Origin of the sequence: Photobacterium iliopiscarium, assembly GCF_003026395.1 — a bacterium.
Classification (GTDB): Bacteria; Pseudomonadota; Gammaproteobacteria; order Enterobacterales; family Vibrionaceae; genus Photobacterium; species Photobacterium iliopiscarium.
In genome coordinates this window covers 186,654-213,486 of record NZ_PYOO01000003.1, presented here as the reverse complement: position 1 = coordinate 213,486, position 26,833 = coordinate 186,654, and the positions used below count along the sequence as shown (strand labels likewise).

General features: G+C 39.9%; 23 protein-coding genes and 1 pseudogene. 7 read left to right on the top strand and 17 right to left on the bottom strand.

Going from position 1 to position 26,833, the window contains the following annotated elements:
- Window positions 1-459: 459 nt before the first annotated feature.
- A pseudogene (locus tag C9J51_RS06760) lies at window positions 460-2,097 on the top strand (DNA topoisomerase III); the annotation flags it as partial.
- Between the two features lie 52 nt (window positions 2,098-2,149).
- On the opposite strand, the gene C9J51_RS06755 reads toward C9J51_RS06760, so the two are convergent.
- Window positions 2,150-3,772 (bottom strand): GGDEF domain-containing protein, encoded by a 1,623-nt coding sequence (locus C9J51_RS06755; RefSeq protein ID WP_045040339.1) that lies wholly within the window; start codon window positions 3,770-3,772, stop codon window positions 2,150-2,152.
- A gap of 275 nt (window positions 3,773-4,047) precedes the next feature.
- Here C9J51_RS06755 and C9J51_RS06750 point away from each other — a divergent pair, with 275 nt between their 5' ends.
- The gene (locus C9J51_RS06750) at window positions 4,048-4,320 is read left to right on the top strand and encodes a hypothetical protein (protein ID WP_045040338.1); all 273 of its coding nucleotides are present in this window, start codon (window positions 4,048-4,050) and stop codon (window positions 4,318-4,320) included.
- Between the two features lie 60 nt (window positions 4,321-4,380).
- On the opposite strand, the gene C9J51_RS06745 is transcribed toward C9J51_RS06750, so the two are convergent.
- Together C9J51_RS06745 and C9J51_RS06740 are read right to left on the bottom strand one after the other, a co-directional pair.
- Entirely contained in the window at window positions 4,381-6,249 is a 1,869-nt protein-coding gene (locus C9J51_RS06745) for a DUF3413 domain-containing protein (RefSeq protein ID WP_045035778.1), read from the bottom strand.
- 54 nt (window positions 6,250-6,303) lie between these two features.
- Window positions 6,304-6,522 (bottom strand): YejL family protein, encoded by a 219-nt coding sequence (locus C9J51_RS06740; RefSeq protein ID WP_045027757.1) that lies wholly within the window; start codon window positions 6,520-6,522, stop codon window positions 6,304-6,306.
- Between the two features lie 76 nt (window positions 6,523-6,598).
- Between C9J51_RS06740 and yejK the strand changes: the two genes are divergently transcribed.
- Both yejK and C9J51_RS06730 read left to right on the top strand, forming a co-directional pair.
- Window positions 6,599-7,612 carry a nucleoid-associated protein YejK gene (gene yejK / locus C9J51_RS06735; protein ID WP_045035779.1) on the top strand — a complete coding sequence of 338 codons (1,014 nt, stop codon included), beginning with the start codon at window positions 6,599-6,601 and terminating at the stop codon, window positions 7,610-7,612.
- 296 nt (window positions 7,613-7,908) lie between these two features.
- Window positions 7,909-8,277, top strand: coding sequence for a nitrous oxide-stimulated promoter family protein (locus C9J51_RS06730; protein ID WP_045035840.1), 369 nt, complete (start codon window positions 7,909-7,911; stop codon window positions 8,275-8,277).
- A gap of 141 nt (window positions 8,278-8,418) precedes the next feature.
- Here C9J51_RS06730 and C9J51_RS06725 read toward each other — a convergent pair whose 3' ends face one another.
- The 4 genes from C9J51_RS06725 to nhaC all read right to left on the bottom strand — a co-directional run bounded on the left by C9J51_RS06725 (window position 8,419) and on the right by nhaC (window position 12,702).
- On the bottom strand, window positions 8,419-9,543 hold the full coding sequence (locus C9J51_RS06725; RefSeq protein WP_045040337.1) for a M20 family metallopeptidase: 1,125 nt from the start codon (window positions 9,541-9,543) through the stop codon (window positions 8,419-8,421).
- An 86-nt stretch (window positions 9,544-9,629) separates the two neighbouring features.
- Complete coding sequence (locus C9J51_RS06720; RefSeq protein ID WP_045035780.1) at window positions 9,630-10,091, bottom strand: YjiG family protein; 462 nt, start codon at window positions 10,089-10,091, stop codon at window positions 9,630-9,632.
- Window positions 10,091-10,822, bottom strand: coding sequence for a nucleoside recognition domain-containing protein (locus C9J51_RS06715; RefSeq protein ID WP_045035781.1), 732 nt, complete (start codon window positions 10,820-10,822; stop codon window positions 10,091-10,093). The genes C9J51_RS06720 and C9J51_RS06715 overlap by 1 nt, the downstream gene beginning before the upstream one ends.
- A gap of 428 nt (window positions 10,823-11,250) precedes the next feature.
- Window positions 11,251-12,702, bottom strand: coding sequence for a Na+/H+ antiporter NhaC (nhaC, locus tag C9J51_RS06710; protein ID WP_045035782.1), 1,452 nt, complete (start codon window positions 12,700-12,702; stop codon window positions 11,251-11,253).
- 720 nt (window positions 12,703-13,422) lie between these two features.
- Here nhaC and asd point away from each other — a divergent pair.
- The gene (gene asd, locus C9J51_RS06705) at window positions 13,423-14,538 is read left to right on the top strand and encodes an aspartate-semialdehyde dehydrogenase (RefSeq protein WP_107180420.1); all 1,116 of its coding nucleotides are present in this window, start codon (window positions 13,423-13,425) and stop codon (window positions 14,536-14,538) included.
- A gap of 69 nt (window positions 14,539-14,607) precedes the next feature.
- Here asd and sodB read toward each other — a convergent pair whose 3' ends face one another.
- Entirely contained in the window at window positions 14,608-15,198 is a 591-nt protein-coding gene (sodB, locus tag C9J51_RS06700; protein WP_045035784.1) for a superoxide dismutase [Fe], read from the bottom strand.
- 329 nt (window positions 15,199-15,527) lie between these two features.
- Here sodB and C9J51_RS06695 point away from each other — a divergent pair, with 329 nt between their 5' ends.
- A complete protein-coding gene (locus C9J51_RS06695; protein ID WP_045035785.1) occupies window positions 15,528-15,866 on the top strand; it encodes a Grx4 family monothiol glutaredoxin in 339 nt (112 codons plus the stop codon).
- Window positions 15,867-15,958: 92 nt separating this feature from the next.
- Here C9J51_RS06695 and C9J51_RS06690 read toward each other — a convergent pair whose 3' ends face one another.
- The 4 genes from C9J51_RS06690 to rnt form a co-directional block, all read right to left on the bottom strand.
- Entirely contained in the window at window positions 15,959-17,281 is a 1,323-nt protein-coding gene (locus C9J51_RS06690; protein WP_045035786.1) for a Na+/H+ antiporter family protein, read from the bottom strand.
- A gap of 265 nt (window positions 17,282-17,546) precedes the next feature.
- Window positions 17,547-18,971, bottom strand: a complete 1,425-nt coding sequence (locus C9J51_RS06685; protein WP_107274920.1) for a hypothetical protein — start codon at window positions 18,969-18,971, stop codon at window positions 17,547-17,549.
- On the bottom strand, window positions 18,925-19,101 hold the full coding sequence (locus C9J51_RS19480) for a hypothetical protein (protein WP_164838172.1): 177 nt from the start codon (window positions 19,099-19,101) through the stop codon (window positions 18,925-18,927). Before C9J51_RS19480 ends, C9J51_RS06685 begins: the two co-directional genes overlap by 47 nt.
- Before the next feature lie 259 nt (window positions 19,102-19,360).
- Window positions 19,361-20,023, bottom strand: a complete 663-nt coding sequence (gene rnt, locus C9J51_RS06680) for a ribonuclease T (protein ID WP_107274919.1) — start codon at window positions 20,021-20,023, stop codon at window positions 19,361-19,363.
- A gap of 200 nt (window positions 20,024-20,223) precedes the next feature.
- On the opposite strand from rnt, the gene motY reads away from it, so the two are divergent.
- Window positions 20,224-21,120, top strand: coding sequence for a flagellar protein MotY (motY, locus tag C9J51_RS06675; protein WP_045035790.1), 897 nt, complete (start codon window positions 20,224-20,226; stop codon window positions 21,118-21,120).
- Window positions 21,121-21,190: 70 nt separating this feature from the next.
- On the opposite strand, the gene nth is transcribed toward motY, so the two are convergent.
- The 5 genes from nth to rsxC form a co-directional block, all read right to left on the bottom strand.
- Entirely contained in the window at window positions 21,191-21,826 is a 636-nt protein-coding gene (nth, locus tag C9J51_RS06670; RefSeq protein ID WP_045040336.1) for an endonuclease III, read from the bottom strand.
- A gap of 147 nt (window positions 21,827-21,973) precedes the next feature.
- A complete protein-coding gene (locus tag C9J51_RS06665) occupies window positions 21,974-22,681 on the bottom strand; it encodes an electron transport complex subunit E (protein ID WP_045040335.1) in 708 nt (235 codons plus the stop codon).
- 2 nt (window positions 22,682-22,683) lie between these two features.
- Window positions 22,684-23,316 (bottom strand): electron transport complex subunit RsxG, encoded by a 633-nt coding sequence (rsxG, locus tag C9J51_RS06660; RefSeq protein ID WP_045035841.1) that lies wholly within the window; start codon window positions 23,314-23,316, stop codon window positions 22,684-22,686.
- Window positions 23,317-23,330: 14 nt separating this feature from the next.
- The gene (rsxD, locus tag C9J51_RS06655; RefSeq protein WP_045040334.1) at window positions 23,331-24,377 is read right to left on the bottom strand and encodes an electron transport complex subunit RsxD; all 1,047 of its coding nucleotides are present in this window, start codon (window positions 24,375-24,377) and stop codon (window positions 23,331-23,333) included.
- A gap of 2 nt (window positions 24,378-24,379) precedes the next feature.
- Window positions 24,380-26,833 (bottom strand): electron transport complex subunit RsxC, encoded by a 2,454-nt coding sequence (gene rsxC / locus C9J51_RS06650; protein ID WP_107274918.1) that lies wholly within the window; start codon window positions 26,831-26,833, stop codon window positions 24,380-24,382.

The following is a 26,833-nucleotide window of genomic DNA, read 5'->3' as shown; positions in this document are numbered from 1 at the left end:
GTAACAATTTCTTACTTAAATAAAAAAGGAAATTTTCTAGATCGGCTTAATGTTAATTAATTTCGATTAGTGTTAATAAAAGTAATGTGTTTTATTTGTCAAAAGAATTGAAATGTTCAACAAACAAACTTGTTAGTTTATTTGTTGATAGGGATGTTTCATCTTTTATTTATATTTGAGATATTTTCTTCAGGTGAAGATAATATCTCAAATGCATTATTGCTTCGAAAAATAGTGTTGGGATTAAGAGTCAAAAGCTTTATACCGCTTTATTTTTTGCCATACTTAAGGTTATGCATAATTTACTAAACCGTTACTATTTAGAAATTAGTTTCGATCTTGTTGTCTATTGACTGATATGGTTGATTTACATGTTAAAGATAACAAGAAGTATGAAAAATGATATTTACCTTTAAAATCAGATGATTAAATTATTTATCAAAAATTACTTGTAATATTGATCGGGAAGGACAATTGCTGGTGGATGAAGTGATTGATTACGTCAAAATATCCAAAACTAAAAAAGCAGCGGCACAACGACTGCTTATTTCAGATTTAAACCCAGCGGCGGTTAAAAAAGCTTTAGCAACAATGCGCAGTAACCGTGATTTTATTCCGTTATCTGTATCAGCCCTTGCACGTTCGCGTGCCGATTGGTTATATGGCATGAATATGACTCGTGCTTATACTTTACTTGGACAGAAGGGTGGTTATCGAGGTGTGTTATCGGTTGGGCGAGTGCAAACCCCTATTTTAGGACTGGTTGTTCGACGTGATGATGATATTGCTAATTTTGTCGCCAAACCATTTTATGAAGTCTTGGCGTTAATTGCTTACGGTGAGCAAACGATTTATGCCAAGTGGCAACCCAGCAAATCGTGTGAGCCTCATCAAGATTCAGAAGGGCGGATCCTTAACCGTAAACTGTGTGAAAATGTAATCGCACGGATTAAAGGTCAACCCGCAGAAGTAACGGAATCTGAACGTAAACGAACTAAAACAGCGCCACCGCTACCATATTCGTTATCAGCGTTACAAATTGATGCTGCGAAACGGTTTGGTATGAGTGCTGCTGATGTACTCTCGACTTGTCAGTCACTGTATGAAAAACATAAAGTGATCACTTACCCCCGTTCAGATAGTCGTCACTTACCATCGGATCATTTCAAACAAGCTAATGATGTTTGTCGTGCTATTGCGACGACAGATAACCAGTTAGCTTCTGCGGTAGATAATGCGAATACGACATTAAAATCAAAAGCATGGAATGATAAAAAAGTAGATGCTCACCATGCGATTATTCCAACCCCTAAATCATCGTCAGTATTAACGGGTTATGAAGCGAAAATATACCAGTTAATTGCTCGCCAGTACTTAATGCAATTTTATCCAGCCGCCGAATACGCTGATGCTAAGTTGGTGTTCACTATCGCTCAGGGACTATTTATAGCTAAGGGGCGTCAATTAATGTTACTAGGTTGGCGAGCATTATTAGGCCGTGATGATAAAAAAGAAGACAGTGACTTAGCCGATAAAGTGCCGCCACTTGATAAAGGCACCGTTTTGGTCTGCCGTGATGGTGAGATCAAAGATAAAATGACCGAGCCACCAAAAGCATTTACTGAGGCAACGTTATTACAAGCAATGACGGGTATTGCGCGGTTTGTATCCGATGCGTCATTGAAGAAAATACTGCGTGATACTGATGGCTTAGGCACTGAGGCAACGCGAGCAGGTATTTTAGAAATGTTGTTTAAGCGCCAGTTATTACAACGCCAAGGTAAAGCTATTCATGCTTCTGAGGCGGGGAAAGGCTTAATTTACGCCTTACCCGATACATCGACCTATCCTGATATGACCGCGCATTGGGAGCATCAACTGCATGATATGGCCGATAGAAAATGTGCGTATCAACCGTTTATGGCGGCATTAGAACAACAAGTAACAGCCTTAATGGAGCAGGTAAAAGTCAGTGATGTGCCACCAAGTTTACGATCACTAACATCGCCTGAGTTTACACCACGAACGAAGAAACGTAGCTATGCAAAAAAAGGCACGGCGGCTAAAACAAAAGCCACACCAAAGCGTAAGAGCTGATTAGATTTTATTTGGTTCAATGTTGCTGTTGCTTGTGTGAATATTTATTGCGTTATATTAGTTCAGGTAACAGCACGCGAAAACAATCTTTACCCTCAGCTTTTGCTTGATAAAGAGCGGTATCGACATGTTTGAAAAAATTACCATAGGTCGTTGTTTGAGATGGAATAATAGTGCTTACGCCAATACTAACAGTCACAATCGGTTTATCTTTTTTAGATTCACTCGGAAAAGGTAATGCGAGATTATGCATTGCATTAAGTAAGCGTTGGGCATTATTAACGGCGGCTTGTTGATTTTGCCCTGGCAGTAATAAAACAAATTCTTCACCGCCATAACGCGCAAATAATGTTCCAGCTCGACGTTCAACCTGAGAAAGTGTCGCTGCGATTTTTCTTAAACATTGATCGCCTGCGGCATGACCGAGTTTATCGTTATAAGTTTTGAAATTATCAATATCTAATATGAGTAATGAGAGGGGTAATCCAAGCCGATTTGCTCGACGCCATTCAGTCATTACGGTTTCATCAAAGACGCGTCGATTTGCAATATTAGTGAGAGCATCAATCCGTGATAATTTTTGGAGTTGTTCATTAGCTTTATTTAATTCTTTAGTTCGACTTTGTACGCGTTGTTCAAGATCATGATTGAGCTTTATTAGTTTATCAGCAGCCCGCAGACGTAAAATATGTTGTGAAACAATAAAGCCATATTGTTTTAGTAGTTGATGGTGATAATTGCGTAATGGTTGTCCTGTAATTAAATTATCACAAGCAATCCATCCTATAGGGGTATCTTCATCCCATAGCGCAATATAAGCACTCCAGCCAAAGCCTATTTGTTGTAAATCATGATATAACGGGGTGTTTTCTTGAAATGCAATATACTCTTTATATTCTAATGTTTTCGATGCAAACCATTGATTCGGGATTTCAGATTCAAAATAACCTTCATTAACAGTATTTCCATGGATGTCAGTACCGAAAGTACCGTGCATTCTTTTTTGTTTATCAAATAGGAAAATAGCCATTCTATCGATATTAAGCCGTTTTTTACCTTCATCGACAGCAATAAAAAGCATATCTTCCATTATATTGCTGCGCCATAATTGGAACGAAATATCATGCATGTTTTGAAGATAACTCAGTAATGATTTTTGTTGTTCTTTACTGGAAAGTAATGCTTTTTCGGCATTGATACGCCCAACATTATGATTCTTTGTGGCTTTTTTGATTAATCCTGCGGTGATTTCAGCAGAGAGTAATGCTGCTAGTATCGTCAGGTGCTTAGGTTGAAGGTTTGATTCTAATGGGACGGCAATGGTTAAGTGACCAATAATGGCTGAATGATGCTTTAATGGAATCAACACATAGCGATAATTCGGTAATATATCAATTGATGCTTCTGTTTTATTAACATAATAATGGATGTTTTTATAATAATACTCAGTTGATGTTGGTATTATTATTGGAGGGAAATAATATTGGATCCCTTTTGTATTTAATTCTAATAATAACTTCCATTCATTATTATATTTAATAATAAGTTGTAGGTGATTAACCGAGAAGCTTTGAATAAGATTACGGCAAACTAATTCACAAATAGTTCTAAGGCTATGGGCATTACTGCATTGTTTAGCAACTGTTTGATAGAAAACTGCAATCTGTTCGTTCATTAATACTCTATTCCATGAGTCAGTGAGTGCAACGTTATTGTTAACTATTATCTTTAAAATTAGCAGGATATATTCCACAAGTTAATGATATATTCTTGTTTACACTAAAAAGTGAGATCTAATTCATCTTTTTATGGCTATTATTCTTATTAATATTACAGCTTGAACAGATTTTTATTATCTATAATTAAGTTGCTATGGAAAAAACGGTAATATTAAATGTACTTATTTTTCATTTGGTTATTTGATGGCTTTATAAGTAAAAGGATAACGAGATGAAGTTTCTGTTACTAATAAGCATGATAAGTTTAAGTGTATTAAATGGGTGTAGTAATAGCCGCCACCAACAATTAGCTGAGCTGGGTTTTGAGCGCGCTTATCTTGATGGGTATCAGGATGGTTGTTATAGCCGTTCAGTCGCAGGGAATACGTATCTTGATGGTTTTAGGCGTGATCCTGAACGAATAGCATCAGTATTAAAATACCGGAATGGTTGGCAAGATGGATTTGAACATTGTTATGCAGAGCATCAAGAAGATTATTTGTAGTTAAAGATGGTAACAGTAAAAAAGCAGCTCGAAAGCTGCTTTTTTTAGTGTTATTTAATCTTAATTATTCAGGTCATTTGGTACATAAAAACGTTTTAATTCATGCATAACTTGCATCAGTGTCGACAGTTTTGGTTTATCTTGGGTCATTAACTGATACTTGTCGTTATAAACGCGGTAATTACCGTATTTATCGACAACGGTGGTCGTCCCTTTTTGAATGACCACAATATCGTTACTATTACCCGCTAAGATCCAACGACGATCACTGTTATTATCAAACAGACTAATACCTGAACTGTAATTTGATGGGTTAGATGCCACATTAAACAATGATTCCATCAACGTGGGTACTAAATCAAGGTTACTGGTTGGACGGGTCACAACCTGAGCCGAGTGCTGTGGCCAGTGAATGATCATCGGTACTTTTATCTGATATTGGCTGTAATTACTGTCAGAGCCCCAGGTATTATTACCCGTTTCATTAAATTCAGTGCCATGGTTTGACGTTATGACCACAATAGTATTATCCATCATGCCTTGTGCTTTTAGCTGCGCAAACACTTTACCTAAAATCGTATCAATATGATAAGCCGCATTACGGTAACTATTTTTAAGCAAGACATTGGAATCTACTTTTTTGTCATGGAGTAAATTACTGCCTAAAGAAGGCGTGAATTTAGTTTGATAATCACTATTTTCTTCATATTGATCAACAGATGTTAATTCAAGCAAACTAAACCATGGGTCATTGATCTTTTGTTTTTCGAGCCAATGGTGCCAGTCATTAAAGGCTAAATGATCACTGGGTGTGCGTTTACCATTGTCAAGGTTATCGATGGTCGCAAGCTGAGTTTTAGAGAAAATAGCATCGCGATACATTGGTTGTTCAAAACCTTCACCACTGAATAAGCCAAAGTGATAACCACGATTTTGTAGAGTATCAAACAGTAACGGTGATTTACCTTCTGCGCGAATACTGTTGGCATAACCACTTGGTAAGCCATACAGTAAGCCAAATACACCACTGTTATTATTACTGGTGCTGTAGTTATTGGTGAAATTAATATTGTTATCAGCAAAAGTCGTTAAGTTAGGCATCGTCTCGGCATTTACTATGTCGCTGCGTAAACTATCGACCATAATAATTAACAGGTTTTGCTTGGTGCCCTTATCGAGAAAGTTAACTTTATCAATGGGGTAGCGCATCATTTCACTGTTATTAATGCCTTGTTGTGCTTGGCGTTTAACATATTCTTGGCGATCTAATAAGCCATGTTTTTCCATGAACGTTTTTGCGGTCATTGGGTATGACAATGGGAAATTTGAACGTTGCATTGTGACTGGTCGGTAAAGGTTAGCATCCGCCCAGATATAAATAATGTGGCTACTTAGAAAGCATAGACCAAATATGATGGCAATTGGACCACCCACGTTTTTACGGGTTAGCTTTCTAAGTTTACGCCAGATCCATTCTGAGAATATCATCTCGATCAGGAATATGACTGGAACGACAATAAATAGATATTGCCAGCGTGTATTTAGTTCTGTCTTTTCACCACTTAATAGCAAATCCCACACGAGTGGACTTAAATGTAAGTCAACACTTTGATAGGCATAAGTATCGAGCAGCAGTGCCGTCAATCCTACGGTTGAAACTAATACCGCAAACACACGCATTAAACGTTGTGAAGGGATAAGGAAACTCGCAGGAAAGAGGATCAGTATATAAATACCAAAGACAAGGAAACCAAAATGTCCGACCCAACTTAATCCTAGATACAGTTGCCCGATCGTTGTTGTCGGCCATTCTGAATAAATAATATAGCGCGTGCCCAATAGCATGGCAGCGATAATATTGAAAAAGCTAAACCAGTGTCCCCAACTAATTAGCTGGGAAACTTTGTCTTTGTATGTGCTGGCGACCATAAATGTCAATTCTTCTCAGTCTTCAATGCTATGTTTAACTGTTTAAAGCTAAACTTAATCTTTTTTAATTGAGGCCTGTAGTGCTTTTGCAAATTTTTGTGCAAGAACTTCACGTTGTGCAACAGGTACATTAGCATTGATAATATTAGTAGCAATATCACCGACAACCATTAAGGCTAATTCTGGTGATGTTTTATGTTTGTCTAGAACATCGAACACGTCATCAATGATTTGTTCAACTTTTTTAGTGCTGTATTTTGAAGTAATTGGCATAGGAAATCTTGTTTAATGTTTAGGATAACGACTTATGATAACCTAGAGTTCAGTTTTCCTGAAAACCTTTTCCATTATGAGTCTTACACTTTCGAACGTCATTCTACATCAATTAGTAAAAAACGGCCAAGATGAGCTAGAAATTCATCTTAGAAATCAAACGCTTGATAATGATTCTGCGACTGAAGATCTTGTTGCTGAATTGCATCGAATTTATAGCAGTAAAGGCACAAAAGGCTTTGCTCATTTTGCTGCTGATAGTGAGTTTGCCCATTGGTTGAAACAATTTCGTCAAGGCGAGTTAGATTTTCTAACATTTTCTAATCAAGCAGTGCAACGTTTACAGGCTGAATTAGTTAAATATCCGTTTGCTGAAGCGGGTACGTTAGTCATGGCTGAATATCAGTCATTGGCAACTGATTATTTGTTTATTGGCATGTTACCGACGTGTCATAGCATGAAAGTGACCGATCAATTAGGCATCAGTGCGACTGATTATCTTGATATTAATAAGATGGATATTGTTGCTCGAATTGATTTGTCATCATGGGAAACTAATCCTGAATCAACGCGTTACTTAACCTTTATTAAGGGACGCGTTGGCCGCAAGATTGCTGATTTCTTTCTCGACTTTATGCAGGCAGAAATTGGCTTAGACGTAAAAGTTCAAAATCAAGTATTGATGCAAGCCGTAGAAGATTTTTGTGCGGATTCACGCTTAGATAAAGAAGAAAAACAACAATACCGAAAGCAAGTCTATGATTATTGTAATGGTCAGTTGCAAGCCGGTGATGAAGTGACAGTTAAAGAATTATCAAGTGAATTACCTGCTGCTGATAACGGCACTAACTTCTATGATTTTGCCTCTAAGCAAGGTTATGAGTTAGAAGAAAGTTTTCCTGCCGATCGTACTGCAATGCGTAAATTGACCAAGTTTGTGGGTTCAGGCGGTGGTATGACACTTAACTTTGACAGTATGTTATTAGGTGAGCGTATTTTCTATGATGCCGAAACCGATACTTTAACCATCAAAGGCACGCCGCCTAATTTAAAAGATCAGTTATTACGTCGTTTAAATAGCGATAATTAATAACGGTTGTTATGCCGCGTTGTTAGTCATAAATAAAGCCATTGTGAAGTATGCACTCACTAATATTTGCATATATCACAGTGGTTTTTTGCTATTTAAAGCGCCGAGATTGAACATTGATAGTATCTTTTTATATTTGTACATTGTTCTAAATTTATTCGAACAATGTATTAAAGTGTAATAAACCACCAGCGGCATGATTGTTATTCTGATTTTCGCTCATTAGGTTCTGATTTTAGATTAAATTTGATCTTTGTCATTGGCAGTGAGAGGGAGGGATGGATAATGGCGCAACTATGATAGTTATTAACAATCATTCAGTTCGTTCGCAGCGTGAACTGAATACAGTGAAAGCGATGATTCGCCTATATTGTAAAACGTTGCACCGTGGAGCCGTAATGTGCTCTGAATGTGAAAGTCTTATCGAGTATGTTGAAGAGAGAGTAACAGGTTGTCGTCTTGGTGAAGAGAAACCAAGTTGTGTGCATTGTATTGGGCATTGCTATCAATCTGCGAAGCGTCTTCAGATGATCCATATTTTACGCTGGAGTTATCCGCATTATTTTTGGCGTCATCCATTTCGGGCTATACACTTTAAGTTAGACAATTTACGTAGTGTCCAAATGACAGCCGCGAAAGCCGATATTATCGCAAAAACGAGTTAAATCCATATTGATTTTGTTAAACAGATATTGATTTAACCTAACAACTGAAACGATTGTCCTTCCTTTGGTAATGCCATTATGTATTACTTAAAAGGAAAAAAGGCTGCAGAAATGCAGCCTTTTTTAATGCTTTTTAATCGGTTATTGCTGAGAAATTTTCACTAGCACTTGTTGTAACAAACGAATGCGTGGTTCAATCGACGCTAAATCTAGCCATTCATCAGCACTGTGGAAACCCGCACCAATTGGCCCTAAACCATCTAAGGTTGGAATACCTAATACTGCGGTTAGGTTTGCATCAGAACCGCCACCGACCGCTTGCCATGTAATATCAATCCCTAACTCTTTACCAACGGCTTCAACTTGTGCCATTAATACTTCAGTTTGTGGGCTTGGTACCATAGACGGCTTATGTGCTTCTCGCTCAACGGTAATCGTTACACCATCAACAAACGGTGTTTCTGTTAGTGTACGAATTTGAGCATCAACCGCCGCATACTCATCGTTATCCCAGAAACGAACATCAACCACCACTTCTGCGAAATCTGGCACAATGTTCGCGCCAGTACCACCACTGACAACCCCTGCATTTAATGTGGTGCCAGAGTCAAAATCAGTCAGAGCATTAATTGCTAAAATCCAATGTGCCATTTCTGTGATCGCACTGCGACCATTTTGAGGCTCATTACCTGCATGCGCTGCTTTACCGTGGAAACTTAAACGGTAACGTGCCATGCCTTTACGTGCTTTAACTAATGAGCCATCGGCACGCGCAGCTTCTGCAACTAAAACATGTTTAGCGTTAACGGCAACGCTTTTTAGCCATGTTTCTGAATGCAGCGAACCGATTTCTTCATCTGGATTCATACATACACAAATGGATAAAGCATCGAGCGCGGTAGGATCAAGATCACGCAAAGCATAAACCACACTTAATAAGCCTGATTTCATGTCAGATACGCCAGGACCATAAGCGCGCTCATTATCATGGGTCATCGGACGAGCAGCAGCAGTGCCAACAGGGAAGACTGTATCCATGTGACCAATTAGCATTACATCAATATGATCTGCTTGTGGCTTGTTACGCACTTCAAGACCAGTGCCTGCAATACCACAATCAATACGTTTAACATTCCAACCTAAATCAAGGTATTTCTGCGCCATAGTGGTTGCAACAACATCGATACCATCAACCGTTAATGTACCGCAATCAAGATTAATAAGAGGGCGTAGTTCTTCAAGATAATTATTGAGAGAAAAAGACATAGTAAAGGCTCCAAGCCATTGGTGGCTTATCGGTAATCAAAGAGAGGACCACACTGGAACGAAGACCGCTCCAGTGTGTTACGTCATTACACTAATACGTTCATCACAAACATGGCTGCAAAGGCATTCAGAACTGAAATAGCAATCATGATTGGAATGTAGCGACCTTCAGTACGAATTGGCCCCATAATACGGCCCATGTATTGTACCTGTGAGCCCATTAGATAAATCGCAGGAGCAAGAATGGCAATGTGTTCACCATTTAAAATACCTTGGTCAAATAAGGTAATAACCACACCTACCGCGCCGCCCATTGACATCCATGCGCCAATCAGTACCGCAGCAGCTTCACCAGGCAGACCAAAAATAGCCATAATAGGTGAGAATAATGTCCCCATTAATTCCAATGCACCGGTGATTTGTAATGCTTTGATGATCACAAACGCCATTAATACGTTAGGTACTGTGGAGGTGGTAGCAATTACCCAACCTTTTTTCGCGCCTTCAACAAAAATATCAGTAATCATTGGTTTTTTTGTAATAGTCATTATGCGTTTTCCTGAGCAACAGTCGTTGGTTTAGTGTCTTTGTTGTCTTTGCCTTCGGTGATGTTTAAATACACCCGGAAAATATTTGCGCCGACGAATTTAAAGATAAACATAATCGCAACTGCAAGACCGATAGAAGAGGTAACTGCGGGTTCACCTGATGCTGTGGTTAAGGTAAATAACACCGCACCTGATGAGAAAAAGTTAACAATCGCAGCGCCTGCTGAGAACTGGAACATGGTAAATATGTCAGTTTCTCGTTTGGTTAGATGACCTTCATCCTGTAACTGACGGGTCATTGCAGCACCTGCATCAGTACTTTGTAATGAAGCAATTAATGCCAAACCTGAGTTACCTGGAATACCCATTAATGGACGAAGTAGTGGTGTTAATAATTTACGCGCAGCATCGAGCGCACCGTAATGTTCAAGCACATTGATCATGCCTAAAGCAAACATTACTGTTGGAATTAATGTTAGCGCAAAAATAAAGCCATCACGGGCACCGTTACCGCCTTTGCCTCGGAATGAAGTTGATGCCGCTTCTACACCTTCTGCAGTATCGTTAACTGAATAAACCACATTACCAAATGAGCCATTTAAGGTTGTGAAGTCAAAGACGCCATACCATTGATTCGATTGCAGTGCGCCTGAAAAGAAAATGACGGCAAAAATGAGGGCAAGGTAGCTGCCAATAGTAACTTTACGACCTTCTATTGCATTATTATTCATCGATATATCCTTATAAAACGTAAAATAAAAAATGGTTTACCCAACACACACCGATAATTATTTTTATGGTTATGTTTTTAAATCTTGTAAGTAGTGGTTTATTCGGTAATAGCGGTATTTTCATTAAAAATGAATTTGGAATATTGACAGGGGTCAAGGTGTTGGATTGAAAAGTAAGTTTGATGAAATATGGATCTTATATTTGTGAACTGGCTCTATAAAGGTGCTGATAGTTGAGTCAATAAAGGACGTGTTGTGATTGGAAATAAGACGTCAGAGATACAAGTTATTTAATAAATACCTATTAGGTATCAATTGGTTGTGTGATGATTTGTTGGTGGGGAAGTGCGGTTTTTTATCTTTGTTTTAATAAAAAAAACGCACCTCTTTAGAGGTGCGTTAATATAATCGAGATGGTGTAATACAGTTTATGACGTTAAACGTTTTACTGTCATTAGTTCATCTTCGTCATCTTCTGCTAGTTGTTCTGCACTTGCTGGTGGACAACGATCCACAAACCAGCCCATGTAAGACGTCACAATGGTGACGATAATGCAGACAAAGCTAAGCCACATAAATGGTGCGTAAGAGAAGGTAGCAACACCTAAAATACTCGCCATATAGATACCATTATCACTCCACGGCACCATGCCGGAGGTGAGCGTGCCACCAAACTCGGCATTACGAGACAAGTTTTTACGTTGGTAACCTAAGCGGTCATAGTTCTTGGCACAAATCTTTGGTGTTAGAATTAATGATACGTACATTGCTGAACCAAAGACGTTACCCAAGAAAGCGGTTGCAATAGTAGAAACAGCAAGGCTACCTGCTGAGTTGACTCTACGCTCAAATAAACGGGCAATGGTTTGTAGTACGCCGACTTTATCCAGTAAGCCACCAAAACCTAAACCAAAGATAATGACCGCAACTGACCCTAACATTGACGACATACCACCACGGTTCAAGATGGCATCAATAAACTCAACCCCTGAACTGATAGAGAATGGCGCCCAAGCTGCATTGATCGCTTTAAGAGGATCCATGCCCTGAACCATAATGGCCCATACAATACCGAGTAGTGAACCAAATGAAATAACAGGGAAAGAAGGTAAACGGAACGCTAATAACACTAGTACGATAATGACGGGAATAAAAGATAATGGCGAAATAACAAATTGCTTATCCATTGCCGCAATTACAGAATCAACCTGTGACATATCAACACTACCAGCATAGTGGAAACCGACTGCTGTAAATAGAATACCTGTGATGATATAGCTGATCAGTGCAATAGGTAACATGCCTTTGATGTGTTCCATGATCTCAACGTTAGACATTGAAGAGGCAAGGATCACTGAATCTGATAGTGGTGACATTTTATCACCAAAATAACAGCCAGAGAGGACGGCGCCCGCTGTCATTGGTGCGGGAATACCCAAACCTTGACCAATACCCATCATTGCAATACCCGCAGTACCCGCAGCGCCCCAAGATGTGCCTGTTGCTAATGCGGTTAATGAACAGATGATCATTGTTGCTAGCAAGAAAATGGAAGGGTGAATCGCTTCAAGTCCGTAATAGATGATGGTGGGAACAATACCGCCAGCAATCCAAGTACCGACTAATGAACCTACAGCTAATAAGATTAATACTGCACCTAAACCGTTAGCAATGCCTTTAGTCGCTGCTTTTTCTAACGATTTGTAATCGTGTCCAAGTTTAATACCTAATGCAATAATCACAAACCAGCCAATATATAATGCTAGTTGGATTGGCAAATTCAATTTTGAGGTAAAAGAGAATGCAAGGGCAAGGAAAATACCGAGGGCAATAATGACTTGCATTACTGAGGGTAATTTCACAATGGTCTGTTTTTCCATACTTCTAACCTTGTTTTATCGAGTTTGTTGAAATTGGGTCCAACCCAACCAATCAATACTATTTATCATTGGTTTTTAAATCGGATTGAAAAAGACGGCGCTTGAATCGGCGCTACTCTATCAAATTGATTTATCATCGTGATAAATAATGTTTCTTTATGTGATCTAAGTCTTTTTGGTACCAATCTTTCGTAAAACACTAACTTTAGTTGTTCTTTTAGTGTTAATTGCTGGTTCTTACGTTGTGTTTTATGTTTATTATAAAGTCATAATGTATTTATAAAAATGGCATAAAAAGCGTTAGATAAAGTATAAAAACCTATTAACTATAATAGTTATGGATTATTGACCTACTTAATCACAGCGGTGGAGATTATCAGGGAAAGACTTTTTTTTCAAAGATATGACAATGCTAGCTTTTTATTAGTTTGGTTGCATAATTTATAAAAAAGCTCTTTTAATAGACATTAATTCCTGTTTTTTGGTGGTTAATGGTTGTTTTTTATTCTTTTCTTGTCGGGTTTTATTAGTGATAATAAAAGCTAATGTGACTGATAAGAAATTCAAATGGCAACTGAACCGTTAAATATGATTATGTTAAAGGCGAATTTTTTTATTTATAATTGAAAATTATGCTTGTTTTTAATCCTGTAAATCTCTATAGATGGATAAATAAACTTCAACATAATTTCAATACAACAGGGAGTGTAGTTGCAAATGATGACAGTAGGATTGGTTGGTTGGCGTGGCATGGTGGGATCTGTATTAATGCAGCGTATGGTCGAGGAGGGTGACTTTGCCGTTATCGATCCGGTCTTTTTTACCACCTCACAAGTAGGTTTAACTGCACCTAATTTTGGAAAAGATGCCGGTGTATTACAAGATGCATTTGATATTGAAGCGTTAAAGCGTCTTGATGTGATTATTAGCTGCCAGGGTGGTAGTTATACTGAGAAAGTGTATCCAGCATTACGTCACGCGGGCTGGAAAGGCTATTGGATTGATGCGGCATCAACGTTACGTATGGAATCTGATGCAATTATCACCCTTGATCCGGTTAACTTTGATCAGATCCAACAAGGTATTCATAGTGGTATTAATACGTATGTTGGCGGTAATTGTACGGTTAGTTTAATGCTAATGGCTGTGGGTGGCTTATATAAAGCGGGATTGGTTGAGTGGATGACATCGCAAACCTATCAAGCGGCATCGGGGGCTGGTGCCAAGAACATGCGCGAGTTAATTCGTCAAATGGGTGTGGTTAATGATTCTGTTGCTAGTGAGTTAGCCAACCCTGCAACGTCGATTTTAGATATTGATCGTAAAGTCGCGCAAACATTACGTGCTAAAGATTTTCCTGCTCAAGAGTTTGGCGCGCCACTGGCCGGTTCATTGATTCCATGGATTGATGTTAAGCGTGATAATGGTCAAAGCAAAGAAGAGTGGAAAGCGTCAGTTGAGACCAATAAGATTTTAGGTTTGCAAGACAACCCTATTCCAATTGATGGCACGTGTGTGCGTATTGGCGCAATGCGTTGTCATAGCCAAGCATTAACATTAAAGCTTAAGAAAAATGTACCGCTTGATGAAGTGGAAGCGATTATTGCATCCCATAATGATTGGGTAAAAGTGATCCCTAATGAACGCGACATTACCGTTCAGGAATTAAGCCCTGCAAAAGTAACGGGGACATTATCAGTACCTGTGGGCCGATTGCGTAAATTAGCAATGGGTGATGAGTACCTTAATGCATTTACCGTTGGCGATCAGTTACTTTGGGGCGCTGCTGAGCCATTACGACGTACGTTACGTATTTTGTTAGCCGCTAAAGCTTAATATTAAAGATTAGAGTCATAAAAAAACCCGCTTAAATCAGCGGGTTTTTAGTATTTTTACTACTGTAAATTAAGCGGCTAGGTTTTTAGCAGCGAAATCCCAGTTTACCAATGCCCAGAATGCATCCATGTAGCTTGGACGCATATTACGGTAATCGATGTAGTAAGCATGTTCCCAAACATCTACAGTTAGAAGAGGTGTCATTTTCAGACCTTCTTCTGCAATAGGGCAACCTGCGTTTGAAGTATTAACGATTTCTAATGCGCCATCTTCAGTTTTAACAAGCCATGTCCAGCCTGAACCAAAGTTGTTGATTGCAGAATCTGTAAATTTAGCTTTGAATTCTGCGAAAGAACCAAATGCTTTAACAATTGCATCTGCTAATTCGCCTGTTGGCTCGCCGCCGCCATTTGGACTTAGGCAATGCCAGTAGAATGTATGGTTCCATACTTGAGCTGCATTGTTGAAAACACCACCAGTAGAAGTCTGTACGATTTCTTCAAGAGATTTTTCAGCAAGGTCAGTACCTTCTACAAGACCGTTTAGCTTAACAACGTATGTGTTGTGGTGCTTACCGTAATGGTATTCTAGCGTTTCTTGAGAGATATGTGGCTCAAGAGCGTTGATTGCGTACGGTAGAGCGGGTAGTTCAAATGCCATTGCTCAATTCTCCATTTTAATTTTAGTTATTGGGCTTATGCCCACGACATTACTTCTAGTAGACGTTGGCGCCTACTTATTATTTGAATCTGACCGTTTTATTTTAGCAAGTTTTTAGTTTATTAAAAGCATTAAGCTTAAAAAAATACCCTATACCTCGTTATTGGTAAGGTCAATAACCACTTAATAGATATCGATATAACTAAGATTACGCTTTATTGTTTAAAAGAGAACCTAAACATAATTTGAAAGTATTTTTATTGGTGACGATAACCAAGTAGAATGGTAGGGTTTATAATAAATGATTATTAAATTTGTACGAGGAAGCTATGGAAACTATCGATAAAATTAAGCAACAAATCGCAGATAACGCTATTTTGTTGTACATGAAAGGCTCTCCAAAATTACCAAGCTGTGGCTTCTCATCACAGGCATCACAAGCGCTAATGAACTGCGGTGAAAAATTTGCGTTTGTAGATATTCTACAAAACCCAGATATTCGTGCAGAACTACCTATTTATGCGCAATGGCCAACATTCCCACAATTATGGATTGATGGTGAGTTAATTGGTGGCTGTGACATTATTTTGGAAATGTTCCAAAAAGGTGAATTACAGACATTAATTAAAGAGTCTGCTGCACGTCGTGATGCACAAGCTGCTGAATAAGTTAGTTTGTTAAGTGTGTTATTTTGCACTGATAAAAAAAACCGCCACAAATTGTTGGCGGTTTTTTTGTATTAGCATTTAGTGTTAAATCACTAAAGTGTCATTGCCGCTATCCAGCCAAAGGCAATTAACGGCAAGTTGTAGTGAATAAACGTTGGTACTACAGAATCCCTAATATGGTCATGTTGTCCATCGGCATTCAAACCCGATGTTGGACCTAAGGTTGAATCAGAGGCTGGAGAACCCGCATCACCCAGCGCGGCAGCTGTACCTACGATAGCAATTGTTGCCATTGGCGAGAAACCAAAAGACAAACATAATGGCACGTAAATCGTTGCTAAAATTGGAATGGTAGAGAACGATGAGCCAATACCCATCGTGACCAATAAACCCACCACAAGCATTAATAATGCCGCCAATGGTTTGTTATTGCCGATAACACCTTCTAATGAGTTAACTAAGGTTTCAACGCCACCTGTCGCTTTCATTACTGCCGCAAAACCTGCCGCTGCAATCATAATAAAACCGATCATTGCCATCATGTGCACACCTTTAGTAAACACATCGTGGGTTTCTTTCCACTTGATGACGCCAGTGAAGGTAAATACCATAAAACCGACTAAGCCGCCGATAATCATTGAACCACTATAAAGTTGTGCGCCTAATGCGGCAAAAATGGCACCAACAGCAACATAAACATGGCGCATATCAATGGCTTTTTTCTCTGGCTCACTGGCAAGAATTTTTTCTACTGAGTATTCGCGTGGTTTTCGGTAGCTTACAAAAATAGCGGTTAGTAAACCAAACAACATCCCACAAGCGGGCAATATCATGGCAATCGGCACTTGGCTTGCTACAACATCTAACCCATTATCATGTAAGTTTTTCAGTAGAATATTATTTAGGAAAATACCGCCAAAACCAATAGGAAGTACCATATAAGGCGTGACTAAACCAAACGTTAATACACAGGCAATTAAGCGACGATCAAGTTTAAGTTTGGCAAACACATGCAGTAATGGTGGAATTACAATTGGAATAAAAGCGATATGGACAGGGATAACGTTCTGAGAAGAAATGGCTAGTAACACTAAAATGATAAGAACGCTATATTTTACACCAGTAGCAGCCGCGATATTTTCATGGCCGCTAATGTGTTTAATGACTTTTTGAGCTAGGACATCGGTAATGCCTGAACGCGAAATAGCGACAGCAAAAGCACCTAACATGGCATAGCTTAGAGCGGTTGTTGCTCCTCCGCCTAAACCACCTTCAAAGGCTGAAACTGCATCGGTAAGAGATAATCCTCCGATGAGGCCACCAATAATGGCACTAAATGTAAGTGCGACCACGACATTGACGCGCATTAAAGCGAGTACCAGCATGATGCATACGGCGATAATTACAGGGTTCATAAAACGTGAGTTCCATCCGTTGTTTGCATTATTACTTCGTTTGTTTATCAGTGATAACCACTGCAATACGAGATTTAATTATTATTATGAGACTTTGATCCCATATCTCACAGTGTGCTTGATTTTCAGCATTTGTCGAGAAATAATTTTTTGATTATATTTATAGTTAATAACCGTAATGTGAGAGCATCATATTGTTTTATATGACAAAAAAAAGCGAGTATTAGACTCGCTTTTATTCTGGTCAGTTTTATCAAATAAAAATTTAAGGTGTTGGCATAATTACATTTTTATTGTTAATCGTTAGATTTTGTCCCTTTGTATTTATAAATGATGCTATTTCAGTCTGCATTTCTTGTGTCACCGCAGGGCTGACTATTGGATTTAATAATGAAGAATGATTACCTTGATTAAATAATATTGCACTATGAATCAATTGATTAGTGATGGATTGACGGGTAATGGTGAGATTAAGGTTAGAAATTAATGGGGTTGTACCGGTAAAAGGAGAATAGGGTTGCAAGATATCTGTCCCCTCAACCGTTGCTCCTAGTGGCGTCAGATTAGGAATCGTCGCATCATCTTTTACTTGTGCTAAATATAATGCCGTACTTGGATTGACCTGTGGTGCATGATTGGTGGGATCTATGGTATCTAATACAGTTTGAGCGGCATAAGCAAAGCGGTTAAAGGTGGTATAAATAGCGGCTAATGTGGCGAGTGATGTGGGATCGCCTTGCGAGATTAACAGTGTTTGATAAGCATTAAAACACGCCGCAGCCGTTAATGATTGTTGGTCACAAAACGCTTTAAATTCAGCATTACTACTGAGCATTAAGTTACCTTTGACAAAATCACCAAAGCTACCTGAATTAAGCAGTAGATAAGGAATTTCGCCGCCAGGATTGGCTAATGCGAGGGTATGAATATCAAAGTAAGCGGCATCTATTAGTGGTGATCCAAGGCTATGATTAGCAATATTGGCGACACTAATCCCGGTAATTGCACCTAAAGAGTGACCAATAAAAGTGACGCCTTGGGTTGGATTTAAGGTTTTTAAATGCCCCAAATTATTGATGGTAGTGCTATCACCTTCAGCAATTGTTGTTAAGATTTTGCCAATGGTTGCTCGTAAATTAATAATATCCGTAGTGCTTTGGCGTAAATTATCACGGGCGACAGTAAGAGCGGATAAGTTTAAATAATATTCAGGATGACCATCACTGGCACTGCCGGGTACACCATCAATAGTGCGGCTTCCATGTAGAGGATGGTCAATCGCAAAAATAGCCTGACAATGATCATTAATAATATTGTCAGCAAGTGCGATTACAGTGCCTCTGTGGCTGGTAATGCCATGTAAATAAATATTGGTACTGTTTTTTCCTATATCGTCACACTTGGCGGCTGTAGGTAAAATTAAGGTGTAATCAATATATTGTACTGATTGTAATTTAGGTAATGGGCTAAAGCGGGTGATTAGGCGTTGAGGATCAAGTTGCTTACCATTTGCTAAGGTTAAGGTTGAACCCGCTAATGCGACCAAGAGTTTATTTTGAACTTGAGGATCTGCGGCTGCTGCAATATCTGCTGGGGTGATATTAAGTGTTGCCAATTGCGCAATAATTGTGGCTTTATCAATATCACTTCCGGTGGCGAGTACTGAGCTGATAATGGCGATGCTTGGCATACCGCTCTGCAAAGGCTCGGCCTAAACCTGATGCTGATTGTTCTGATACTTGAAACCCCGCACCAAAGGCGGAAGTGGCGGTAAGACAGCTACAAAGAACAAGGGAAATATAACGTATATTTACGGACATTATTCTGCCTCTCAACGGTTATTATTTCATTTTTTATTCATCCATGAGGAAAAACAAAACGCATTACAGATCAAGTATAAGAGTAATGTTGTATATTTGTTAAATTATACGAATTAATTGTTGGATTGGACGGTTATTTTTAATGAGAGGACGGGGAATCGCTAATGGTGAGGTATCGATAAGATATAAATGAGATATCGGGGAAGTATAAAAAAACCCATACTAAGATGGGCTTAATAAAGAGCAGGAGAAGGATAAATTATTCTGCTGATGGCTCTCCTGTGGGAGTGCATAGCGGCCACCCACCTAATTGTTTCCACTTATTGACTATTTTACAAAACAATTCAGCGGTACGCTCGGTATCGTATAGCGCTGAGTGTGCTTCACGGTTATCAAAGGGAATTTCTGCAGTTTGGCATGCTTTAGCCAGTACTGTTTGTCCATACGCTAAACCACTTAATGCGGCAGTATCAAAGGTCGCAAAAGGATGGAATGGATTACGTTTTAGTTTCGCACGCTCTGATGCTGCCATCACAAAGCTGTGATCAAACGTTGCGTTATGCGCCACCATGATCGCACGAGTGCAATCAGTGTGTTTTTGTTCTTTTCTGATTTGCTTATAAATTTCTTTTAGTGCCACTTCTTCTGATACCGCACCCCGTAATGGGCTAAATGGGTCGCGAATACCATTAAATTCTAAGGCTTCTTTATGTAAAATCGCGCCTTCAAAAGGTGCAACATGGAAATGAATGGTTGTTGCAGGTTTTAACCAACCATCTTCATCCATCTGTAAAGTGACAGCACAAATTTCTAATAAGGCATCTGTTTTTGAATCAAAACCGGCCGTTTCAACGTCAATGACGACAGGAAAGTAGCCGCGAAAGCGACTTTTTAAGGTGTTAAATTGGTTATCTTGGCTCATAGCACTGCTGTCAAAATAATAGAATCCGATATTATGGCAGATTAACGGCTTAATTTCATTGCTGTTAAACCTCTGTGCATAATTTTATCCATTGGTGATTTTATAAATAAAAGAAAGCTAAAGCTCACGTCATGGGTGCCGATATAGACATACACCGTTGTCATTGTCGCTGTATTATCTTCTTCTAATTTGGTTATAAAATGAATTTAATTGAATTATTAACACCTTGGTTGCGAGTTGGATTAATCCTAAGTGTCTTTTTCTCCATGCCAACCGCCATGGCTAAAAATTATTTGGCGCAACCAAGCCAATCACAATGGCAAGTGATTATTGATACTCCCTTAGAATGTCGTTTAAATCATGATATTCCCGGCTATGGTAGTGCGCAATTTTCAGCTCGTTCGAGTAAGAAAATGAATCTTCACTTTGAATTAAAAATGAACCGTCAATTGGGCGCGACACGAAACGTTAAACTCACATCGATGCCCCCATTATGGATGCCGGGTGACGCGGCTTATGCGATGACTAATTTGAAATTTTTCAAACAATTTGATGGGTACATTGAAGGTAATACTGCATGGCAAATGTTAGCAGAGTTAGAAGATGGGCGTAATCCTACTTTTAGTTATAAAACGTGGCCAGTACAGCAACAACGCCAATTAGAAGTCGGTTTATCTGCGGTGAATTTTAATAAGTCATATCAAGACTTTAGTCAATGTTTGAATAACTTAATGCCATTTAGCTTTGATGATATTGCCTTTACGATTCTGCATTATAATAGTGACAGTGATGAGCTGGATAATATGTCTCAACAACGATTGTCACAAATTGCTGATTATGTTCGTTATTCAGATGATATTGATTTAGTGCTGGTGGCGGCATACAGTGATTCAGCGCTTGGTACGGTAGAGGGACAACGTTTATCGGAACAACGAGCTGTAAAAATTGAAAGTTATTTTAAAGGGTTAGGTTTACCTGAAAATCGAATTCAAGTAGAAGCCTATGGAAAAAGAAGACCGATTGCTGATAATTCCACTCCTGTCGGTCGTAATCAAAACCGCCGAGTGGTGATTTCATTAGGACGTAGTGAGGTTTAAAGCGCAAGTAAATTACCGGTTGAACGTACTAGAAAGGCTGCTTTCACTCTTGTTACTCGCAGCATTACAATTAAATTTCCACTTTATCTTTATACTCACATAAGTCTTCAATAATACAACTACCGCAACGGGGTTTACGTGCAATACAGGTATAGCGCCCATGTAAAATAAGCCAGTGGTGGACATCAACTTTAAATGCGGCAGGGACTACTTTTAGTAATTTTTGTTCTACTTGTTCGACATTTTTTCCAATAGCGAACTTGGTGCGATTACAGACTCGAAAAATATGAGTATCAACCGCAATAGTCGGCCAACCAAATGCTGTGTTAAGGACGACATTTGCTGTTTTACGTCCCACTCCCGGTAAGGCTTCCAATGCTTCGCGATCTTCAGGAATTTCACCGTTATGTTTATCGAGTAATAAACGACAAGTTTTGATAACGTTTTCAGCTTTAGAATTAAATAAGCCAATGGTTTTTATGTATTGTTTTACGCCATCAACCCCAAGATCAAAAATAGCTTGGGGTGTATTAGCGATAGGGTACAGCTTATCCATAGCCTTATTGACACTGACATCGGTTGCTTGCGCTGACAGTAATACCGAAATTAACAACTCAAACGGTGTCGTCCAATGCAGTTCAGTTTGTGGATGTGGGTTTTCCGCTTGTAATCGTTCTAATATTTGAACCCGTTTTTGATTATTCATAGTCTTTCCTGATGCAATATAATGCCAATATCACCATGATTAAGGGTGAGCACCTATAGGGATAATGAGCATATTTGAGAATATTTATAGCAACAGTAAAACTGGCTCGAAAGCCAGTTTTAGTACTGAAAAGTCACAAATACCGTCTTACTTAACATCAGTAATACGTGCACGTTCCACTTTCGGTTGTTGTTGTTGTTCTTGGGGTGATTGTTTCTTTTCTTTATATTTATCAATAATATTTTTTAGAGCGATCATGAAACCAACGCCAATAAATGCGCCTGGCGGTAGCATCGCGAGTAAAAAGCTACTGTCAAAATGAAATATTTGAACATGCAGCATCGACGCCCAATCACCTAATAAGCGGTTGGCACCATCAAATAATGAGCCTTTACTTAAAATTTCGCGCATTGCACCCAGTAAAAATAGCGCAGATGTCATACCTAGACCCATCCATAAACCATCTAATACCGCAGGTAAGGGCTTATTTTTTGAGGCAAAGGCTTCTGCTCGACCGATAATAATACAGTTAGTTACGATCAACGGAATAAAGATACCTAATGATTTATATAAGCCATAAACATAGGCATTCATTAATAACTGAACGCAGGTTACCAGTGATGCAATGATCATTACAAAAACAGGTATGCGAATTTCTGACGGGACTAATTTTCTAATGACTGAAATAGTAAAGTTAGACATTACCAAAACCATGGTCGTCGCAAGTCCTAATCCCAGTGCATTGGTTGCTGTTGATGATACCGCGAGTAATGGACATAAACCCAACAACTGCACGACAGTTGGGTTGTTGTACCATAAGCCATTTTTCATCAACTCTTTATAAGATGTGGTCATAATTATTCACTCGGACAGTCTAGTGGCTGGCTTAGGATCTGCTGTTGATTATTTTGCCAGTACAACGAGATATTTTTTACCGCTTTAACTACAGCACGTGGAGTAATGGTTGCGCCAGTAAACTGATCAAATTCACCACCATCTTTACGGACGTGGAATTTAGGATCGTTAGCGCCATTGACTCGCTTACCTGTGAAACTATAGATCCAATCACTGACTGATGTTTCAATTTTATCACCTAGTCCTGGAGTTTCATGCTGCTCTAAAATACGAACGCCAGTGATAACCCCTTTAGTATCTAGGCCCACAATTAATTTGATTGCGCCACTGTATCCATCCGGTGCAATCCCTTCAATTGCAATCCCTGTTGTTTTACCTGCTTGAGTTGCAATATAAGCTGGCATCGGTGATTTAGTACCGATATAACGTAGATCTTTAACTAGCGTACAACTCTTATAAAGTAGGTTGTCATGGCTTGCGACAGGAATAACTTGATTAAGTGTATTTAGTAACTGTTGTTGCTGTTGTTCAAAAATACGATCAGCCGTTAAATAGTGAGTAAGAGAAACTAATGCTGTCGACAGTAAGGCAAAAACAGCCAGAATCAGACCATTTTTTTTCATGGATTTAAACATGGGCATACTCATTATTAGTGTCCATAAGTGCGTGGACGAGTGTAGTAATCGATGATTGGCACACATAAGTTGGCGAGTAGCACTGCAAAGGCGACCCCGTCAGGGAAACCACCCCAAGTACGAATGAGGTAGATCATTACGCCAATAAAAGCACCAAAGATCAGTCGACCTTTTACGGTGGTTGTGGCAGTTACTGGATCGGTGGCAATAAAGAATGCGCCAAGCATGGTTGCACCAGAGAACATATGTAATAGCGGTGAAGCGGCAACACTTGGATCAAGCACATGCATAACACTACTAATAACCAGCAATGACGTTAGCATTGCGACTGGAATGTGCCATTGAATAATACGCAATTTAAGCAGTAATAAACCACCTAATAAGAAACCAATGTTAACCCACTCCCAACCAATGCCCGCCAGTGTACCGTAAACTGGTTTTTTCATTGCTTCTGCAATTGTCAGTCCGGTTTTTAACGATGTTTTTAGAGTATCTAATGGGGTTGCCATGGTGTAGCCATCAACAGACATTTTTAGCTGTTGAATACTGAAACCATCAGGTGTGTAACCAGTAAAGATTGCAGACAGGCTATCCATAAAGGTCACAGGGTTAGCACTTAATGATGCGGGTGGTAGCCATGTTGTCATTTGAACGGGGAATGAAATCAATAATACGACATAAGCAACCATTGCTGGGTTAAACAGGTTTTGACCCATGCCACCATAGAGGTGTTTCGCGACAACAATCGCAAAGAATACGCCAATAACGGTGATCCACCACGGTGCCAGTGGGGGAATAGAAATACCAATTAATACCCCAGTTAATAGCGCGGTATTATCACGTAAATAAGGTGCTAATGGACGTTGACGTAATTTAAGTACAATCGCTTCAAATGTAAGTGCACACAAAGAGGCGAAAACAATTTGGATCAGTGTTCCCAACCCAAAAAAGTAGCATTGAGCAATAACACCAAAAGCTGCACATAAAATAACCGTACGCATGATGGTACTTGTGCTGCGACGATTATGTGCATGGGGTGAGCTGGCAATATTAAAAGCCACGATTATTCTTCCTCAATGTTGGATTGTGCTTTATTTGCTTGTTGTGCTGCTTTACGGGCTTTCGCTCGTGCAACGGCAGCAGCGACAGCGGCTTTTTTAGGATCGATAACAACGTCAGTGTTCACTTCGGCAGCAGGTGCGGCGTCTGTTGTTGCATCGTTAACGGGAGCTTGAGTCTCGATGCTAACTTGTGCTTGCTGAGCGGCTTTACGGGCTTTTGCTCGTGCAACGGCAGCAGCAACAGCGGCTTTTTTAGGATCGATAACAACGTCAGTGTTCACTTCGGCAGCAGGTGCAGCGTCTGTTGTTGCATCGTTAACGGGAGCTTGAGTCTCGATGCTAACTTGTGCTTGCTGAGCGGCTTTACGGGCTTTTGCACGCGCAACGGCGGCAGCGACAGCCGCTTTTTTCGGATCGACTGTAACGTCAGTCTTTACTTCGGCAGCAGGCTCAGCGGCAACGGGCTCAGCATCAATAGCCGTTGGTGCTTGTTGAGCGGCTTTACGGGCTTTTGCACGCGCAACGGCGGCAGCGACAGCCGCTTTTTTAGGATCGACCGCAGCGTCAGTGTTCACTTTGGTAACAGGCTCCGCGGCAACGGGCTCAGCATCAATAGCCGTTGGTGCTTGCTGAGCGGCTTTACGGGCTTTTGCACGCGCAACGGCAGCAGCGACAGCATCTTTCTTATCTGTATTTTTCGCAGATGGTTGATCAGTGTCGGCTTGCTGTTGTTGCATTAATTCAGCATGTTTGGCTGCTTTTTGCTCGCGAGCTTGAAGTTTACGCTGCTTACGTAAGGCAGCCATTTCACTGTTATCTGGCTCAGCATTCGCTTCTGATGTTGAAGCGGCTTGCTTGGCTTTTGCTTTAGCAATAGCGGCTGCAACAGCGGGTTTGATAGTTGGTGTTGTTGCCGCAGCAGCTTGTTTGGCTTTTACTCGCGCAATGGCGGCTGCGACGGCGTCATCACCACCAGATGCTGCCATACTTTGGCGACGATCAGTGGCAGCTTTAGCAAATCGGTTTTCACGATCCGCTTTATCGCGTTCCATGCGCTGTTGTTTGGCTTCAAAACGCTGACGAGCGCGTTCAGCACTCATTTCATCTTGTTTACGTTCCCAAATCTCAGCTTTAGCTTGACGATAATACTGTACTAATGGAATTTCACTTGGGCAGACATAAGCACAAGCGCCACATTCAATGCAGTCGCTTAAGTTATATTCTTCACATTTGCCGTAGTCTTTATCTTTTGCATACCATTGTAACTGTTGTGGTAATAATGAAGATGGGCAAACATCGGCACAAGCAGAACAACGAATACAGGCCATTTCGTAAGTATGTAGCGGTAATTCTTTACGTTTAGGCGTTAAGATACAGTTAGTAATTTTGGTAATCGGTACATTGGCATGTGGCAATGTAAAGCCCATTAATGAGCCACCAATAATGACGCGAGGGTATTTTTTATCGGCTTGATAACCAAATTTTTCAAGCAAATAAGCAATAGGCGTCCCTAGTAATGCAAATACATTTCCACGTTGCTTAAAGGCTTCACCTGTTAACGTGACCACGCGCTCAATTAAAGGCTCACCATTAACGATGGCGCGCTTAATCGCAAAAGCAGTACCGATGTTCTGCATAATAACCCCGATTGAGGTTGAACGTGCTTGGCTCGGTACTTCTCGACCTGTTAATAGCTTAACCAGTTGTTTAGAGCTGCCTGAAGGGTATTTGGTTGGAATAACACGAATAATAATATTATCGTCTTCACTGACACAGGCTTCTAATGCTTTGATTGCTTCAGGTTTATTATCTTCAATACCAATTAAGGTTAATTTTGGCGCAATAATGTGGCGTAAAATACGCACACCTTCGATGACTTCATCTGCATAGTCTTGCATGAGTCGATCATCAGCGGTGATATAAGGTTCACATTCAGCAGCATTGATGATCAGAATATCAACGTTACCTAAACCGCCTTGAAGTTTACGCGCAGTTGGAAAACCTGCACCGCCAAGGCCAGCAATACCCGCAAGACGAATAGCTTCAATCAGTTCAGCTGGATCGCGATCTTGATAATCTGGATATTGCGTTGCATAACACCAAGTGTCTTTATTATCGGTTGCAATGACGATGCATAGATCGGTTAAGCCAGAAGGGTGGGCGGTTGTGCGTTGCTCAATCGCCGTGATTGTGCCAGAACTCGGGGCGTGAATAGGCACACACATCGCAATATCACCTTGCGTTAGTGGTTGGCCTTTGAGTACGTGATCGCCAATGTTGACGATAATATCACCACGAGAACCTATGTGTTGTTTTAGTGGTAATACTAATTCGTGAGGAATGCCTGCCGCTTTAATCGGTTGCTTACTGGATAATGCTTTGTTTTCCGCTGGGTGAATACCACCGTGGAAATCCCACAATTTACCTTGCTTAATTTGTTCAATAATCGATAGCAT